Source organism: Chitinophagaceae bacterium, assembly GCA_016710165.1.
Lineage (GTDB): Bacteria > Bacteroidota > Bacteroidia > Chitinophagales > Chitinophagaceae > Ferruginibacter.
The window spans coordinates 490770-509321 of sequence record JADJLJ010000001.1; the positions used below are offsets into that span (position 1 = coordinate 490770).

An 18552-nucleotide genomic window follows, 5' to 3' on the forward strand; every position below is an offset into this window, starting at 1 on the left:
TCCGGCGGGTGCCTCTTTTATTTAGAAAATGGCCCGGATGGAAGCACGCCCGATATGCACCATTCTCGATTCGCCCGGCTTTCTTCCGTCATACTGGATACTCACTTCGATGTTACCGGCAAGCCGCTTGGTAAATTCCAGGTTCCATAAATAATTTTTACCGGGCAGCAAACCATCCAGTAAAATATAACCCACTGTTGTATTGGCAGCGCCGGAATACGCTTTAAAACCGATCTGGTTCAGGGAGAACCGTGCACTCAGCGTACTGTTGTTCAGAATATTATACCGCAGGTCGGCGGTCAATAAATGATTGGTCGCTTTCTCCAGCGAATCGATCGTATTTCTTTTCTGGCCATAGGCATAGGTGAGGCTGAGCCTGAAATTACTTTTATGCACATAAGAAAGCGATGGTTCAAGGATATGCTGTACAACAAGATAATTCCGGTTGTTGAACTTCGGCCCAACCGTGTTCAGAACATTCTTGATATTGCGGTAACCCAATGTGCCGGTAAAGCTGCGGTTCACATTCCAGCGTAACTTACCCGACAGGGCCCTCAGTTTACGGCTTTCAAAACCATACGAAAGCAGCGACTTGCCGTTGTTGATGCTGTGGGTAACATCAAATCCCCATTTGATATTGCTGCGGTTGAAATAAAAAGTATTCGACAAAAAAGAGGTCAGGGTTATCAGGGTTGTATCAACCAGTTTCCTGCTGAAGGGATTGAACAGGAAGGTGCCCGTGGCTATTTCTTTCTTATTTATCTGCAGGGCCGAACTGGTACTTGAACGGGATAGTATTTTTTTAAAGCCTCCTGCGGGTGCTGTTTTGAAAAGCGCTTTGGGATTCAATGAAAAACTGTAGTTGAACTGCAGGTAATTGGCTTTTACATATTGATTGCTTGGTGTGAATACCCGTATGTATTTTTTCTGATCCTGGAAAACGGCTATCTCAAATTCATTCAACTCCGGGATGGCGTTGCTGTTGTAATCTATCCAGGTGTATTCTCCCTGCCCTGCCGGCACTTCCACATAGGTATATTCCCTTTTTTGCTCCTGCCCCGAACCCAGTTCATACAGGACATTCCCGGTTAAAAAACCATTCCACTCGTTCACGTAATATTCGGCCCTGCCAAGTAAACTCTTGTCTTGCCGCTCCCTGCTGATGCCGGCATTGAGAATGTACAGTTTCCGGTATGTCAGGTTGAGCTTGAACTGGTGCCTGTCACTTTTCATCAGTTCAGTGACCAGGTTGAAATTATCACTCCGGTCTGCCTGCTCAAGTTTTGACCTGACCGGCAGCAGGTCGTTCCGGGTAAAATAAGTTACTCCCCACCTGTTTGGCTTTTCCGGATCAGACTTTACATAAACCTGCCACACATTAAACGCATAGCTGAACGGCGTTAAGGTATCGGCCAGTTTATTGCGGAGCCGGTTATGTTCACCGTTGTATTTAAAGCCAACCTGCATTTTCCGGAATTTTGTTACCTGCTTGTTGAGGTCAATGGTTGGCCGGAGGAAGGTTCCTGCCTGCAGGGTATTGTTCAGCGTGGTAAGGCTTAACTGGGTAGCCAGTTTCCATCCGCTTACATTATTATAACTGTTCAGCATCTGCCGCAGGCCATTGTATTTATCACTGCGGTTATAGCTGGTGAGGTCGTACTGCAGAAAATTGCCTTTATTGTCTCCCAGTTTTATCCCCGCATTGGTAATGTGTTCATCGGCTGCTGCAATATCATAAGGCAAACTCCAGTCCCTCAAAAATTCAATATTACGCAGGCGTTCTGCAGGTTTAAACCGGTTCTGCACAAACTCATAACCAAGCCTGGTTTGCATTAAAAGCGATGTATTGAACAAGCGGATCTTTGCATCACTGTACTGAAAATTCAGCCGGGCAGCAAATCCTTTATCATTGCTCTTGTCTTTCCGTGAAAACAGGTTCACATCGTAATTGCTCATGGCAACTTCCGCCTTCAGTTTTGTTTTTCCGGAAAATGCATACTCGCCTGCCACGGTCACTATCTGGAGTTTTTTGGGAGACACCAGTAAAAGAACCGGTGCATATTCCCCCTGCTTTACGTTATTGGCATCCGGGGAGACCCAGCCAAATACTTTTCCATTGGCCACACTCGGCAGCGCCACATAATTACCCTTGCCGGGGCCCAGGTACGTGAAACTGAGATTGTACAGAACATCCGTGGGATCGACCGAAAAAACAAAGATGGAATCATGGATGGTGCCGTTGTAAACCGTATCAATTTTCTTGTACAGTATCTTTCCTGCTGTAAGCGTATCTCTCACCGCATTCACATAGTAGGCGGTATCAATGCCATCGCCAATATCTGCCAGGAATTGTTTTTGCCTTGTATCCAGTACCTGGTTGATGGACGAATTCTTTGCATCTGCATTATTGTAGAACCCGATGCTCAGTAAGAATTTATCTTTAAAATTCACTTCATCATTTACATAGATCTGTGAATTCAGAAAATTACGGTCGGCGTATTCAAACTCCACCTGTATCCTTTTATCTTTGGTCACCAGCCGCTTTTGCGTAAAGGTCAGTTCGGCCGTATTATAATTGATCACATAGTCCTGGTCTTCGCCCCGTTGCAGTAGTTCTCCATCCATAAAGACCCGTTCGGTCCCCGCCAGGATAACAAAATAGAGTTCCTGGGTGGGGCTGGTGAGGCGGTAAGGCCCCTGGTTGCCTTCCAGGGGTGTCAGTATGTTCCGGGTGAACTTTCCTTTTGCGATCGCCCCGCTAAGTAACAGCGAATTGGAAATATTCTTTGTGAGTTTGTTATCCGTAATGAATGAAACCCCCTGCAGCCGCTTGTAAAAGTTGAGAAAGTAATTCTTGCTTTGCCGGATATCGATGTCGCCAAAATTTGCCTGCCAGCCCTTCTTCTTCACCTGCAGGTAGATGCGGTCAAAGTCACGAAGGTCCTGCGTATTCCCATCCGGCTGCACCGGGATGTTATTGTCGGTTATGGCAGCGGTCAGTTCCAGGCTGTCGCCGATAAACCCGTTCAATTGCAGGTTAAGACTGGAACTCACTACCGCATCCTGGCTGTTCCCAAACGATATGCCCCTGCCAAAACTCCCTTCTGATTTTATATTCCCAAAATCGGTTAAAGGGCTTGTTTGTTTGGTTCCGTATTTAAAGACAAAAGGCCTGCTGCTGATAAAATTGTTCCGGACACTGTCGTAGTTAAAATGACGTACTACGGCATTCAGCCGGTAAGGGAATACCCGGTAAGTGACGGTAACCGTTTCCTGCGCAGGCTTTTCGAGCCAGGTGAGGGTTGCATTCACTTCATCCACCTTATAATAGAATGGCGATACACCCTCCACGATCACCGACCCCGGGATGATGCTCAGTGAATCCAGTCTGATGATCTGTTCTTTTGTACTTACTGACCTTTTATACAGGTTAGAGAGGGACGGTGTAATTACCTGGGCACTGATAAAGTGTACAAGCAGCATTGAGGTCAAGAACAGGTATATCCGTTTTGGCTTCAAATGTTTTTCGGGGTTAGTAATGATAAAATTAGCGATTATTAGCAAGACAACTTAAAGAGGCACTATGCTGTCCAAAACATGGCCCCGGACAATCTGACTTCTTGATCTTGCCTGCTTCGATCAGGATGGGGCTGGTTCATTTTCCCGGGTATGTGCCAAAACTGTGCAAAACAACAGGCATATTATAAAAGGGTATGCATACATTTACCAGGCAAGAACTACAGGAATTTATTCTTACTTACCTGTTTAAGTCCATTATCCTGTTAAATGTATATTATGCATATACAGAAAACAGACAGAAACAGCGCTTCCTTATTTCTACTGCTTTTTACGGCAGTAGCTTTTTTCTGTTCTTTACGGTCTCATGCACAACCCCCTCCCAATCTTATTTATGCACCGGTTGTAACTACCGGGCTCAGTTCACCGGTTGATATTGTAAATGCCGGTGACGGCACCAACCGGCTTTTTATTGTAGAACGAACGGGAAAGGTCAGGATCATCAACGGCGGTGTGCTTTTAGCTGCGGCCTTCCCTGGACATAAGCGACAGTTTTCCACCCGGTGATGAGAACGGTTTTTTAAGTATGGCATTCCACCCGGAATATGAAACAAACGGGTACCTGTTCATTTACTACCTCAATGCAGATTATGATATCCGGATAACCCGCTTTCAATCGGCTGCACCAACTACCAATACCCCCATTAACCAAACAACCGGGGTAGTTATTATGACCATCCCGGCAGTCACTGCAAGCTTTCACAATGGTGGTAAATTAAATTTCGGCCCCGATGGTCATTTATATTTTGCCCCCGGTGACGGCAGTCCGGGCGGTGATCCTGACAATCATGCGCAGGATGGAAACCTGTTGTGGGGAAAGATGATACGCATTAACGTAGATAATTTCACAACGCCCCCCTACTATACCATTCCTGCAAATAATCCCTATGTAAATGACCCGGCGGTAAGAGATGAGATATTTGCTATTGGCCTGCGTAATCCCTGGCGCTGGAGTTTCGACAGGCTGAACCATGATGTATGGGTTGCCGATGTGGGAGAATCTGCCTGGGAAGAAGTGAACTACCGCAGTCTTGCATCATCCGGCGGCATTAATTATGGCTGGCGCTGCTACGAAGGAAATGAGGATTATGTAACAGCAGGCTGCCTGCCGCAAAGCAATTATGTCTTCCCTGTTTTTACTTATCCGCATAACAGTGCCACGGGCGGATATTCGGTGATCGGTGGCCATGTTTACCGGGGCACCGAGTATGCGGCCATGTATGGATATTATATCTGCGTTGATTTTGTTACGGGCAATGCCTGGCTGATAAAACCAAATGGCAGCGGGGGTTGGAACATATCGCAGCAATCCGGTTTGGCAACAGGCATCGTCGGTTTTGGCGAGGACGAGAATGGTGTTTTATATGCTGTAAAATTATCCGGAACACTTTTCAAGATCACTACCAACAGCGGGGGGCCGCTTCCGGTGACACTTTTGCAATTCAACGTAAAGGCTTTTACCGGTTATAATGAGGTAAGGTGGAAAACGGTTAACGAACAGCATATTGCTCATTATGAAATTGAATACAGTACAGACAGGGTAAGTTATGCGATCGCAGGAAGGGTTCATGCGGTGAATAATCCTGCAGAAAACAATTAACATTTTTCCCATGCCTTCACGGGCTTCACCAAACTCTATTACAGGCTGAAGGTAACCGACAGGGACGGCCGTCTTAATTATTCGGATGTTGTGGAAGTGGACAGGAAGGACAAAGCTCCTGTAAAGATCTACCCCACCTTTGTCACTGACCATCAACTGAATATTTTTTCTGAAAAGCAGGTGGAACAGGTGTTTATATATTCTGCAGAAGGAAAACGGGTCTTTGCCAATAGCCAGAATAATATGACCGGCATCATCCATATCACCCTTCCGAAACTGCCATCAGGTGTTTACCTGGTCCGTGTAAAACTGAAAGATGATCATTTCACCGGAAAAATATACATCGGCAGATGAACCGGCCATCTGTTCCGCAAAAATTTATTCAGCAGTGCATCCGGTTGAATAAATAAATGTCAGCCTGGGTTTATCAAAGGTGATTTTGCAGCACGATCAACTACAACAGCCCGATTGTTATATGAACAGGCTTAAAGATCAAAGGCTCTGCATTTTCAAACAGGTACACAACTGTTGGTTTCCCATACATCTCTCTGGCACTGTATTTGTGTTAAACTAAATTCACGTTGAATATCCGTTAAACACTGCATTATGGATATGAATACAGCTAAAAAAAATATTGCGGCACTGTTGTTCCTTACTTCGGTGCCATTTTTATTTGCGACCAGGAGTTCAGCACAAACCACCCCCGTTTTAATTTTCAGCCCGGTTGTAACTACCGGGCTTAGTTCACCGGTGGATATTGTAAATGCCGGTGATGGCAGCAACCGGCTCTTCATTGTTAACCAGGGAGGTACGGTACGGATCCTTTCCGGCGGCGTTTTACAGCCGGGAAATTTCCTGGATATCCCCGACAGTCTTTCCACCGGCGGAGAAAGAGGCCTGCTCAGCATCGCATTCCATCCCAACTATACCGCCAACAGGTATTTCTTTATCTACTATACCGCCACCAATGGTGATATCCGGATCACCCGTTTCCAGACACAGGCTGGCAACCCTAATGCAGCTGATGAAAATACCGGGGTTGTCTTGCTGACCATTCCAAAACCATTTGCCAATCACAATGGGGGCAAATTAAATTTCGGACCGGATGGGAACCTGTATTTCGGAACCGGTGACGGCGGCAGCGGCGGCGATCCCAATAACCTGGCACAGAATGGGAATTCCTTACTGGGGAAAATGATCCGGATCAATGTCGACAATTTCAGCACGCCACCTTATTATACCATCCCTTCGGATAACCCGTATGTAAATGATCCGAATGTAAGGGATGAGATCTTTGCCATTGGACTGCGTAATCCGTGGCGCTGGAGTTTCGACCGGCTTACGCATGATGCCTGGATCGCTGATGTAGGCCAGGGCGCATGGGAAGAGATCAATTTCCGCTCATTGGCTTCATCGGGTGGTATCAATTACGGATGGCGCTGTTATGAAGGCAATGCTGCGTACAATACTGCAGGCTGCCAGCCGCAGGCCAGTTATATTTCTCCCATTTTTGTTTATCCGCACGTTTTTGCTACAGGTGGTTTTTCCGTAACAGGCGGGTATGTTTACCGGGGTACAGAATTTGCGGCCATGTACGGGTATTATATCTGCGCCGATTATGTTTCGGGCAATGTATGGCTCATAAACCCCAATGGCAGCGGCGGATGGAACAGTTCGTTGCAAAGCGGGCTGCCCGGCAATATTTCGGGATTTGGCGAAGCAGAGAACGGGGACATGTATGCCGCATCCCTGAACGGAACTGTGTACAAGGTCATCACAAGCACCGTGTTACCCGTTACGCTGGAGCAATTTACCGTAACAGCTTTTGCAACATATAACCAGGTGCAGTGGAAAACCATCAATGAACAGAATGTTTCTTATTTCGATATCGAATTCAGCAGCGACGGGCTCAATTATTCAAACGCAGCAAGGGTGAATGCGGTCAATATCCCTCCCGCCAACAGTTACAGTTTTTCCCATTTCATTTCGGGATTCACCAAACTGTATTACAGGCTGAAGGTCACAAACAGGGACGGTCGTTTTATTTATTCCGCTGTGGTGGAAGTTGACAGGAAGATAACCGCTTCGGTAAAAATATTTCCTACCCTGGTCACAAACGATCAACTGAATATCTTCTCCGAAAAGCAGGTGGAACAGGTAGTCATTTATTCAGCGGAAGGCAAGCGGGTCTTTGTAAATGCACAGAACAATACGACGGGCATCATCAATATCCCCCTTCCGGGCCTGCAATCCGGACTTTACATCGTGCGGGTAAAACTGAACGCTGAATATTTCACCGGGAAAATTTTTATCCGCCGGGCAAACTGAATGCACGGTCCGCTTTATTTTTCCGGTTGAACTTTCCTGTACATTATAAGGATACCTTTGTAACATAAGTTACAAAGGCAGTTGGAAAAAACAGCTAATATTAAACCCAATAAATTCGGTTCATCCATCCTTACAATGATCTCATTCCGGAAAATCGTATTATGCATATGCATTTTATCGGTATTTGCATTTAAAAGGTCGCCGGCTCCCGGCATTTATGTCCTGAAAAAGGGACAGGTATCCTTTCATTCCAATGCAAAGCTTGAACTTATAAAAGCCTTTTCTACCCAGGTAAGGGGAATCATTGATGCGGAAAAGAGAACCTTCGCATTTTCCATAAGTATAAAATCGTTTGATGGTTTTAACAGTCCCCTTCAAAAAGAGCATTTCAATGAAAATTATATGGAAAGTGATAAGTACCCCAATGCAACCTTTACCGGCCACATCATTGAAGAGGATGATTTTACAAAGGACGGCTCATACAACCTGCGGGCCAAGGGGAAATTTGTCATTCATGGAGTAGAACAGGAAAGGCTGTTGCAGGGCGACCTGACCGTAAAAAACGGCACGATAAAACTGGTATGCATGTTTACCGTTCTGCTTTCCGAACATGATATAAAGATACCCCGGATCGTTCATGAAAAACTGGCGGCAGAAATAAATGTGATTGTAAATGCTGAATTTGTAAGCCAATGATGTGGAACCGTTTTTTACTTTTTGCTTTGCTGCTCATGCCGGTTACCCGCTTGGTTGCACAATACCCGTTTTCCAAAATAATTGATATTGAAGAAGACAACCTAACCATAAAGTCAACGGTTTTACTGAAGGATCATTCAGGCTTCCTGTGGATCGGAACTTCGGAAGGCTTGTTTAAATACAATGCACTGGACCCGGAAAAGATCCCGCTGCCCCAAACCGGCAAAACATACATAACCGCTTTGTATGAAGACGCTAAAGGGACCATCTGGGCAGGCTGTAAGAATGGGAACATCTTTACCATAAAAGGCCAGCAGGCTGTGTACTTTACCTTTAACGAGCGAAGACCAAAAGCATCCATTACTGCCATCTATGGAGATGGGGAAGGCAGGATCTGGTTTGGAACCGGTGGCGAGGGAATTTACTTTTACGATCAACACCGGCTTCAGAACATCAGCACAAAAGAGGGATTGAGTGATGACAATGTAAACTGCATGTACAGCCCCGATGGCAGGCAGCTGATTGCCGGAACCGACAGGGGCCTTTCGTTCATCCGTATTGAAGCAGGCAAAATAAATGTACACTTCTTCAGTGCAAAGAACGGGTTACCGGATAATATTGTTACCACCCTGGCCGAAAGCCGGGAAAAAAATTCCATATGGGTGGGCATGCAATCAAAAGGGATCCTTCTTTTTGATATTACCGGCAACCGGATCTCCGATACCAGTTATAAAAGCAAATGGCGATCCGGCCAGGTAAACGACATCATTGACTCTAAAGACAACATCTTCCTTGCAACGGAAGAAAAAGGCGTGATCTTTTATGACAAGGCAACAGCGGAATTTACCGGCAATGCCCTGGCAGCAACTGATTATTCAAAACGCATTACGGACCTGCAATATGATAACGAGGGAAATATATGGGCCACCTTCGAAGGGAAACTGATCAGTTTTACCAGCGATTATTTAAGATACTGGTATTCGGTCAATGAAACAGGTCTTAGCAATGTGCATTCCATACTTGCCGATGATGAGAAAAAACTGTGGTTCACACCCGATCTTCGACTGTACAGCGGACCACAGGATAAGCTGGGCACAACCGGGCTGCGCAGCTATGACATCACCCCTCCAAAGAACCATATTGATATCACCAGTCTTTACAAAGACCGGTTTGGATGCCTCTGGATAGGTACCATGGGAGAAGGCCTTTTCCGGATGAATATTGAAACAGGTAAATGGAGGCGCATTACCGAAAACCCGATCGCCTTTTATGGCAATGTATTGAACATAACCGGAAAAGGGGACCAGGTATGGATATCCACACTGAACGGGGTGGCCAGGTTCGATCTGAAAGAAAGCAGCTACGATCTGAATGAAAAGATAGCATACCGCAATTACAGTAAAAAAGACGGCCTGGGCAGCGATTACATCTACCACATACTGATCGATCAAAAGAACAGGGTGTGGTTTGCTACAGATGGCGCCGGGGTGACCATGCTCGAAAACGATGCCTTCATTAATTTTTATGCACACAAACTCTTCCCGGCAAAAGTTGCTTATTCACTTGCTGAGGACAAGAACCATCACCTGTGGATCAGCACTTACAACGACGGCCTGTTTGAATATGATGGGAAAAGGTTCATCCGCTACGGGACAGAGAATGGACTGACCGATATTACCATCACCTCCATTGCCATAGACGATTTTAACAACATCATTGCCGTTAATAAAAAAGGGATCGACGTGTTCAATCCCAGGAATAATATGGTGCAGCATTATGGTACTGAATCGGGATTCACGGAACAACAGCCAAATCTTAACTCCATAACCCGGGGCCGGGACGGGAAAATATGGATCGGTACAAACAACGGGATCGTTTGCCTGAACACCCATTCATCCCTGTCGGGCTTTGCCCCGGTTGCCGTAATTGAACGGGTGAGTTTATTTAACAACCCCCTGGATACGGCGGTAAAAAAAGAGTTTGCGTACAATCAGAACAATTTCAGTTTTAAACTGGCAGCTGCCTATTACAAGGCGCCTGAAAAAATAAAATTCCAGTACTGGCTGGAAGGATACAGCAAGCGGTGGGAAACAACCGGCGACAACATGATCAATTTTCCGCAACTGCGGCCAGGAACCTACAGCATGAAAGTGAGGGCTTCGGCAAATGAAAATTTCGGATCATCGCCCATAACGTCTTACCGCTTCACGATAGCGAGATCTTTCTGGACCACCTGGTGGTTCAGAACGCTGGTGCTTGTATTTGCCGCTGCTTTGATCTACTGGCTTGTCAGGCAACGGATAAAAAAAGTAAGAAAGACCGAACAGGAAGAAAGGGAAAGATTTCAACTGCAGTACGATGCATTAAAGAACCAGGTTAATCCCCATTTCCTTTTCAACAGCTTTAATGCCCTGCTGAATATCGTGGAGGATAATCCACAGGAAGCTTCTGTGCTCATCAAGCATTTATCGCAGTTTTACCGGAAGATGACCGCCTACAGCCAGAAAGAATTAATTACTTTAGCCGAAGAACTGGAACTGCTTAACTCCTATTTATTCATCCAGAGCAAACGGTACGGCAGCGCTCTCCAGGTAACGGTAAATATTGACACGGAGTTAAAAAGATCCACGTTCATTCCGCCGCTGGTCTTACAATTATTGGCAGAAAACGCCGTTAAGCATAATACCATAAGCAAAGACAAACCACTGTACATAAATATTGTTTCGGAGCCCGGGCAGCTTGTGATGCGGAATAATATCAGCCCCAAACTGGAAAAGGAGGAAAGCGAAGGCGTTGGGTTAAAGAACATACAAAACAGGTATAGACTTTTAACAAACAGGGAGGTCAGGCAGGAAGAGACCAGCAATGAGTTCATCATCCGGCTCCCTTTAATTTATATTGACGGAATATGAAGATACTTATCCTGGAAGATGAAGAGCAGGCATTGAGCCGCCTTCAGAAGATCATTGAACTGGTTGTACCAAACGCAGCCCTGGCCGGGGCTGCCTCCAGCATTGAAGAAGCCACTGCATGGTTCCGGGATAACCCCATGCCCGACCTGGTATTCATGGATATTCAACTGGCAGACGGCAACAGTTTCCAGTTATTCAACCGCATAAAGATCACCTGCCCCGTTATTTTTACCACGGCCTACGAAAGCTATGCCCTGCAGGCATTTAAGGTGAACAGCGTGGATTACCTGCTTAAACCGATCGATGAAGAAGATGTGAAAAGGGCTGTTGAAAAATTGCGCTTGCTCCGGCAATCCGCGTCATTCCCTGTTGATTATGCAGAGATCCTGAATACCATCCAGCAACCACAGAAAAAATACAAAGACCGTTTCATCATCAAACTGGGAGATACCATAAAATCCATCCGTGTTGCAGATATAGCTTACTTCTATACCGAGAACAAATCGAATTTTTTATGTACCAATGAAAGCAAACGATTTCCCATTGACTTTAATCTTGACCAGGTAGAACAGATGATGAACCCCCGGAATTTCTTCCGCATCAACCGGCAGTTCATCATCGGCCATCATGCCATAGAAGAAATGAAGGCACATACCCGTTCCCGGATCAATGTAAGGCTCACTCCCCCCTCCCGGCTTGATACCATCGTGGCCATCGACAGGGCACACGATTTTAAGAACTGGCTTGCAGAATAGTATCTTTCCTTCCCCTTGAAACGGCGCATACAGATTTAAACTCCTTTCCAACAGGTTCAGCCTGTTTTTACATGATTTTTACATGGATTGGCTTGCTTTTCGTAAACATAACTGGCAAATAATATCATCCTGTGACGAAATACAATATTTGCTGTTTTACATAACATAAATCCAATATGATCATGAAAAGAAGTATTACCATTATGCTTGCAGGCCTTACTGCCTGGATCATCCTTTTCCAGTTCGCCTGTAAACATGAAATTCCTGCGCCTTCCTGCGATGCGATCGGTTTTGCAGTGACGGCTACGCAAACCCCCGCCACGCTTAACCAGAATAATGGTACCATTACCGCCACGGCTACAGGGGGTACGGGATTTCAATTCAGTTTAAATGGCGGGCCATTCCAGGATACCGGTTATTTTGCAGGACTGGAACCATTCAGGAATTATAACCTGGTTGGCAAAAATTCGATCGGCTGTACAGATACCGTTATCATACAAATTCAATCCTATGACCCATGCCAGAGTGTTACCATCAATGTAACCCTTACAAAAACAGATGCATCTCCCAACCAGTCAAACGGTTCGGTAACAGCTACCGCCACCGGTGGTACAGGATTCACATACAGCATCAATGGCGGTGCTTTTCAAACCAGCGGAACCTTCAATAACCTTGCCGCAGGCACTTATGTAGTAGCTGCAAAAAGCGCCGCCGGATGTATCGGCACAGGCCAGATAACCGTAGGCACCAATAACCCATGTGCCGGAGTAACCGTCGTTGTATCAACCACGGTTGTGCAGCCAACCACTGGCCAGAGCAATGGATCTATCACGGCTACTGCTACCGGCGGAACAGGATTTACATACCGTTTGAATACCGGGGCATACCAGGCTAGTGGAACTTTCACCAACCTGGCTGCAGGCAACTATACCATTACAGCAAAAAATTCCAATGGATGTACGGGTGTTACCACCGTTGCATTGGGATCAACAAATCCATGCACAGGAATAACCGTTACAGTAACAACCACAACCGTTAATCCATCAACGGGTCAAAGCAATGGTTCCATCACTGCATCCGCCACCGGAGGAACAGGATTTATCTATAGTTTAAATAACGGGACATTCCAGGCAAGCGGCACATTCACCAACCTGGCTGCAGGCACATATACGGTAACTGCAAAAAATTCAAACGGGTGTTTGGGCACTACGCAGGTAACGCTTACAGCAACAAACCCCTGTAACAGTATCAACATTGTTATAACCACTGCAGTGGTGAATACCACCCCTTGTGTTACGCCAACAAGCAACGGAAGCATCACAGTTACAGCATCGGGCTCTACCGGCTTTACCTATAACATCAATGGAGGTGCTTACCAGGCCAGTAATGTATTTGCAAATCTTAACGCCGGAAATTTTGTGATGGGGGTTAAAGATGCCAATGGATGTACCAAGACACAGACGGCAACTGTTGGCGTGATAGCAAGTGGCCCGCTCTTTGCACAGGTCAGGAACCTGATATTAACCCGTTGCAACGGTAGTGGCTGTCATATCGGAAGTGGTAATAATGCGGCCGGTTACAATTTTGATTCCGATTGCAATATCGTTTCAAAATGGGCCCAGATAAATCATACAAGTGTACTGTATACAAACGGATGGGTAAAAATGCCAAAAAACCCGCAGCCGTTGTTAACAGTAGCAGAAAAAACAGCCATCACCAACTGGATAAATGCAGGTCACCGGTATTCAGATTAAAATGAGCTAAGCAAGAGCAGAGAGCATATCAGGACAAATGACATGCTGGCCTGTTTTAAGTAAAATTAAATACAGGCTCAGCATGCTCAGATGCAGGTTCAGCGGAAATTGGGAATATACCGAAATAGTCTGGCGTTATTTTTATAGAGTTAAAAGAGAATATCATTTTATGACAATATTTAAAAAGAAGAGGCTTATATGGATCCTGTCGGCATTGATTGTGATCGTACTGACAGCCGGTTTTGTAGGCTACCGCATGTACAACAAACCACACCGGGATGTACAGCATATCAAAGCGATTCCCGTTGCAGCATTGAAACTGGTGGCAGATTACGAAACCAATGAAGCCCTGGCCAATAATGAGTACCTGGATAAAGTACTGGAAATAACCGGGGAGATCGTTGAAATATCGAAAAACCAGAAGGGTGAAACAGTCATTTCCCTGGATGGTACGGGCATGGGTACGGTAAGATGCACGATGGAAGGCACTGTTCAGCAGGAGGTAAAGACCAAAACACAGGCAACCGTCCGGGGCATTTGCACCGGCTATCTTACGGATGTGATCGTTGTCAGGGGAATCAATCAGCGTAAATAGAATAGCAATCCTTTTTGAAAAACCACTTTTAAAAAAACCATCTATAACTATGCAAACGTCTAATTCAAAATTGCTGGAGATCATCGGGATCATTCTTTTCCTGGTAATACTGGTATCCTGCAAACATGATATTCCTGTACAGGTTATTGAAACGCCGCCAACAGGCGGTGAGCAGACCTGCAGCCCTGATACTGTATATTTTCAAAACAAGGTCTTGCCATTGCTTAATTCCAGTTGTGCCATGAGTGGTTGCCATGATGCGATCACACACAAGGAAGGTGTGAACCTGACCACATACGGTAATATCATGGCAACGGGCGGCGTAAGGCCCGGGAATCCCACTGGCAGTGACCTGTATAAGGTTTTGAACAAAACCGGCGGCGACCAGATGCCCCCTCCTCCTGCCGCTGCATTCACCCAGGCACAAAAGGATATCATTTACAAATGGATCCTGCAGGGCGCCAAAAACAATGCGTGCAATGATTGCGATACTGCTGTGTTCACGTATTCCGGGGCTGTATCGCCGCTGATGAATAACTATTGCAAAGGATGCCATAACCCATCTTCATTAGGGGGAGGCATTGACCTGAGTACCTATGCCGCCGTTAAAACTGTGGCCCTCAATGGTAAATTGATGGGAAGCATTAAACACCAGGCTGGTTTTATTGCGATGCCCCAGGGCAGCAATAAACTTTCTGACTGTAAGATCGAACAGGTACAGAAATGGGTGACAGCGGGCGCCCCGAACAATTAATTGGAAAAAGACTAAAATCATATCATGAAAAACGCTCTGGTAACCCTTCTTGGCGTATTTGCCATATTACTGACAGAAAGCTGTTATTACGATAAAGAAGAATTATTGTACCCCGACAGCAAACTCCCCTGTGATACAACAGCTGTTGCCAAATTCTCTACTGAAGTATTACCGGTAATGAATGCAAGTTGCAATGCAGGCGGGTGTCACAACACCACCTCTGCTTCGGCAGGCGTTATCCTGGATACATACGCCGGGGTAAAGACACAGGCACTGAATGGCAGGCTGATGGGCTCTACCTCGGTAACCGGCACCATGCCAAAAGGCGCATCCAGGTTACCGAACTGTACGTTGGCAAAAATTCAAAAATGGATCGATTCCGGAACCCCAAATAATTAAATCTTAAACCATGAAAAGACTGATCGTTTGCTTTCTTTTTCTTATCCCTGCAGCATTTGCGGGTGCACAGAACATTTATATGACCAAGAACGGCAAGGTCTCGTTCTATTCCCGTGCCAGGTCGCCCGAAAAAGTAGAGGCAGATAACAACGAGGTTTCCAGTGTTGTAAACACCCAGACGGGTGACCTGGTATTTGCCATACTATTAAAGAGTTTTCATTTTGAAAGTGCTTTGATGGAAGAACACTTCAATGAGAACTATGTAGAAAGCAACAAATTCCCGAAATCCACATTCAAAGGAAAGGTAGTTAACCTTTCTGCCATAAATTTCTCAAAAGACGGCGCCTACCCCGTTACGGTGGAAGGTGAATTAACGCTGCATGGTGTAACCAAAAAAGTCTCTTATACCGGTTCCTTCATCATCAAGGCCGGGAAGATAAACGCCACTTCAAAATTTACCATAAAACTAAAAGACTACAATGTGAGCATTCCGTCCCTGGTTGCAGATAAGATCTCGGAAGACATAGATGTGACTGTTGACTGCAAGTATGAATTAAAAAGCTAAATACCTAAAACCCGATCATGAAAAAACCATTTTTATTCCTTGCATTGCTAAGCGCTGTATCATTCAGACTTTGTGCACAGGATGACCTGATGAAAATGCTTGAAGAAGAAAGCAGGAAAGAAAATAAAAAGATTATGCAACGGCTACCTTTAAAACCACCCGCCTTATTAACGGCCAGTCGATCGAAAATGTGGCAAAGGGTGTCCTGGACATAAAGATCTCCCACCGGTTTGGGATGATCAACAGGGGTACGTATGAATTATTCGGTCTTGACCAGGCCACTATGCGGATGGGACTTGATTACGGCATCTCCGACCGCCTGATGGTGGGAATCGGCCGCAGCACTTATCAAAAACAATATGATGCCTTTTACAAATTCAAGATATTGAGGCAATCTACCGGCGGCAGGTGGTCTTCTCCCATATCCATCAGTGCTGCATCAAGTGTCATGCTTCAAACACTGAAATGGGAAGATCCAAAGCGCCGGAATTATTACACTTCCCGGATCTCGTATGCACACCAGCTGATCATTGCCCGAAAATTCAGCGAAGGAGTTTCCTTTCAGCTGATTCCATCCTACGTGCATTATAATTTAGCTAAAGCGGCCACGGACCCCAATGATATTTTTGCACTGGGTGGCGGCGGAAGGATAAAACTTTCAAAAAGGCTGAGTTTTAATGTTGAGTATTACCACATCCTCCCCATATCACTGGTTGCCGGGGAAGGGTACCGGATACCGGGGACAAAGAATTCGCTGGCCGTGGGATTTGACATTGAGACCGGCGGGCACGTTTTTCAGCTTCATTTCACCAATTCAACCGGGATGACGGAAAAGACATTCATAACAGAGACCACCGGTGATTTCTTCAAAGGCGATATTCACTTCGGGTTCAACCTGTCGAGGGTGTTTACCATTAAAAACAAAAGATTCAAAAGGCAATAAATAAAGGTAAAGTTCCTTTAATCTTCCGTACTTAACCCTGCCTTCAGGAACTCCCTGTTCATCCGTGCAATGTTTGCAACAGAGATCCCCTTGGGGCATTCTGCTTCGCAGGCGTATGTATTGGTACAGTTGCCAAAACCTTCCTTATCCATTTGCGCCACCATGTTCAGCACCCTTGATTCCCGTTCAGGTCCACCCTGCGGTAACAGGGCCAGCTGAGGAACCTTGGCGCTGACAAATAACATGGCGCTGCTGTTCTTGCATGCCGCCACACAGGCGCCGCAACCGATACAGGCTGCCGCCATAAATGCGTCATCGGCATCTTTTTTATCAATGGGAATGGCATTGGCATCAACGGCATTACCGGTATTGACAGAAATGTATCCGCCGGCCTGGATGATGCGGTCAAAAGCCGACCGGTCTACCATCAGGTCCTTTAAAACAGGAAAAGCTGCTGCACGCCATGGCTCTACCACAATAGTATCTCCGTCTTTAAAGGCACGCATGTGCAACTGGCATACGGTATTTTTTGTCCAGGGGCCATGTGCCCTGCCATCAATATACATGCTGCACATACCACAGATACCTTCCCGGCAGTCGTGGTCAAAAGCGATGGGGTCTTTCCCTTCCCGTATCAGTTGTTCATTCAGCACATCAAACATTTCCAGAAAAGACATTTCGGAAGAAATGTTCTTTACCGGGTAGGTTTCAAAACTTCCTTTTGCTGTGCTGTTCTTTTGTTTCCACACTTTCAGTGTGAGGTTCATTGTGTAATGCTCCATATGCTTAATTTATATCCGCTTATAATTGCTGTACTCAAACGGCCGCCATCCAAAGTTCTTCCACAAAAAATACAATACCCGGTGCTTTGTGTTTTTAAAATTCTTCTTTTTTAAATCGATGTTAAAATTCCAGTCTTCTTTGCTTACCAGTTCTTTCATTACGGCAGGGTGTGTTCCTGTAAAGACCATAACGGAATCGATATTTGAATAATCGAATTCCAGTCCTTTCCGCTCTTCCGCTGCAGTCCAGGCCTTGTGTTCCTCGTCGGTACTCCACCACTTCCCGAAATCGGTATATTTCTTTTTCATGGCCACGGGGTTACGCACCCAGCCATAATGATAAATATAAGCGTCGATCAGTTTTACATTCAGCTTCCGGTCGTCCAGCCTGAACCCCTGTGCATCCCGGTAACTGCGTATCTTTTTATTGTTCCGGATGACCCGTATCTCTTTTGAAAACCATTTTCTTCCGTCGCCGATGAACCTATAACTGCCGTAAAAGTGATGGTAATGAAACAACAATCCTTCTACCCTTTTATCGTTCTTGTATTTTTTCATTGCATCCAGTACCACCGGGTGATATTGTTCATGCAGCACTTCATCGGCCTGTATGTAAAGAGCCAGTCACTGCCGGCTGCCGTCGCATCCATCGCCTTATCCGTTTCAACCGCCAGCACTTTTCCACCCTCCCGCAAACCACTGTCCCAAACGGAATGAATGATCTTTATTTTGCCGGAACCAATTGATCCAATGAGCTTGTTTGTTTCATCCTCCGAGTCACCCAGGCAAACCACCATTTCATCAACAATGGGTAAAATCGAAGTAATGGATTCAACGACCGGGTAACCATATTTAACCGCATTCTTTACAAAAGTGAATCCGCTTACTTTCAT

14 protein-coding genes and 2 pseudogenes are annotated in these 18552 nt (G+C 45.7%); 13 read left to right on the forward strand and 3 right to left on the reverse strand.

The features are described from left to right. Positions 1-21 precede the first annotated feature (21 nt). On the reverse strand, positions 22-3483 hold the full coding sequence (locus tag IPJ02_02205) for a hypothetical protein (protein ID MBK7374408.1): 3462 nt from the start codon (positions 3481-3483) through the stop codon (positions 22-24). Between the two features lie 312 nt (positions 3484-3795). On the opposite strand from IPJ02_02205, the gene IPJ02_02210 reads away from it, so the two are divergent. The 13 genes and pseudogenes from IPJ02_02210 to IPJ02_02270 all read left to right on the forward strand — a co-directional run bounded on the left by IPJ02_02210 (position 3796) and on the right by IPJ02_02270 (position 16877). Next, a complete protein-coding gene (locus tag IPJ02_02210) occupies positions 3796-4083 on the forward strand; it encodes a hypothetical protein (protein MBK7374409.1) in 288 nt (95 codons plus the stop codon). Between the two features lie 19 nt (positions 4084-4102). Continuing rightward, positions 4103-5176: a PQQ-dependent sugar dehydrogenase gene (locus IPJ02_02215; protein MBK7374410.1), complete on the forward strand. Its 1074-nt coding sequence runs from the start codon at positions 4103-4105 to the stop codon at positions 5174-5176. Between the two features lie 90 nt (positions 5177-5266). After that, positions 5267-5530 (forward strand): T9SS type A sorting domain-containing protein, encoded by a 264-nt coding sequence (locus IPJ02_02220; GenBank protein MBK7374411.1) that lies wholly within the window; start codon positions 5267-5269, stop codon positions 5528-5530. A gap of 252 nt (positions 5531-5782) precedes the next feature. Next, on the forward strand, positions 5783-7504 hold the full coding sequence (locus tag IPJ02_02225; GenBank protein MBK7374412.1) for a PQQ-dependent sugar dehydrogenase: 1722 nt from the start codon (positions 5783-5785) through the stop codon (positions 7502-7504). 81 nt (positions 7505-7585) lie between these two features. Continuing rightward, positions 7586-8200, forward strand: a complete 615-nt coding sequence (locus tag IPJ02_02230) for a YceI family protein (GenBank protein MBK7374413.1) — start codon at positions 7586-7588, stop codon at positions 8198-8200. Next, a complete protein-coding gene (locus IPJ02_02235; GenBank protein ID MBK7374414.1) occupies positions 8197-11112 on the forward strand; it encodes a histidine kinase in 2916 nt (971 codons plus the stop codon). The genes IPJ02_02230 and IPJ02_02235 overlap by 4 nt, the downstream gene beginning before the upstream one ends. Then, positions 11109-11867 carry a response regulator transcription factor gene (locus tag IPJ02_02240; GenBank protein ID MBK7374415.1) on the forward strand — a complete coding sequence of 253 codons (759 nt, stop codon included), beginning with the start codon at positions 11109-11111 and terminating at the stop codon, positions 11865-11867. The genes IPJ02_02235 and IPJ02_02240 overlap by 4 nt, the downstream gene beginning before the upstream one ends. Positions 11868-12049: 182 nt before the next feature. After that, on the forward strand, positions 12050-13621 hold the full coding sequence (locus IPJ02_02245) for a hypothetical protein (protein ID MBK7374416.1): 1572 nt from the start codon (positions 12050-12052) through the stop codon (positions 13619-13621). A gap of 169 nt (positions 13622-13790) precedes the next feature. Then, entirely contained in the window at positions 13791-14216 is a 426-nt protein-coding gene (locus IPJ02_02250) for a hypothetical protein (protein ID MBK7374417.1), read from the forward strand. A 49-nt stretch (positions 14217-14265) separates the two neighbouring features. After that, positions 14266-14970, forward strand: a complete 705-nt coding sequence (locus tag IPJ02_02255; GenBank protein MBK7374418.1) for a hypothetical protein — start codon at positions 14266-14268, stop codon at positions 14968-14970. A gap of 24 nt (positions 14971-14994) precedes the next feature. Then, on the forward strand, positions 14995-15369 hold the full coding sequence (locus tag IPJ02_02260; GenBank protein MBK7374419.1) for a hypothetical protein: 375 nt from the start codon (positions 14995-14997) through the stop codon (positions 15367-15369). A gap of 10 nt (positions 15370-15379) precedes the next feature. Next, positions 15380-15934 (forward strand): YceI family protein, encoded by a 555-nt coding sequence (locus tag IPJ02_02265; protein ID MBK7374420.1) that lies wholly within the window; start codon positions 15380-15382, stop codon positions 15932-15934. A gap of 17 nt (positions 15935-15951) precedes the next feature. Continuing rightward, positions 15952-16877, forward strand: a pseudogene (locus IPJ02_02270) (hypothetical protein). Positions 16878-16894: 17 nt separating this feature from the next. Here IPJ02_02270 and IPJ02_02275 read toward each other — a convergent pair. Then, positions 16895-17659: a succinate dehydrogenase/fumarate reductase iron-sulfur subunit gene (locus tag IPJ02_02275; GenBank protein ID MBK7374421.1), complete on the reverse strand. Its 765-nt coding sequence runs from the start codon at positions 17657-17659 to the stop codon at positions 16895-16897. Between the two features lie 9 nt (positions 17660-17668). Next, positions 17669-18552, reverse strand: a pseudogene (locus tag IPJ02_02280) (glycosyltransferase family 2 protein).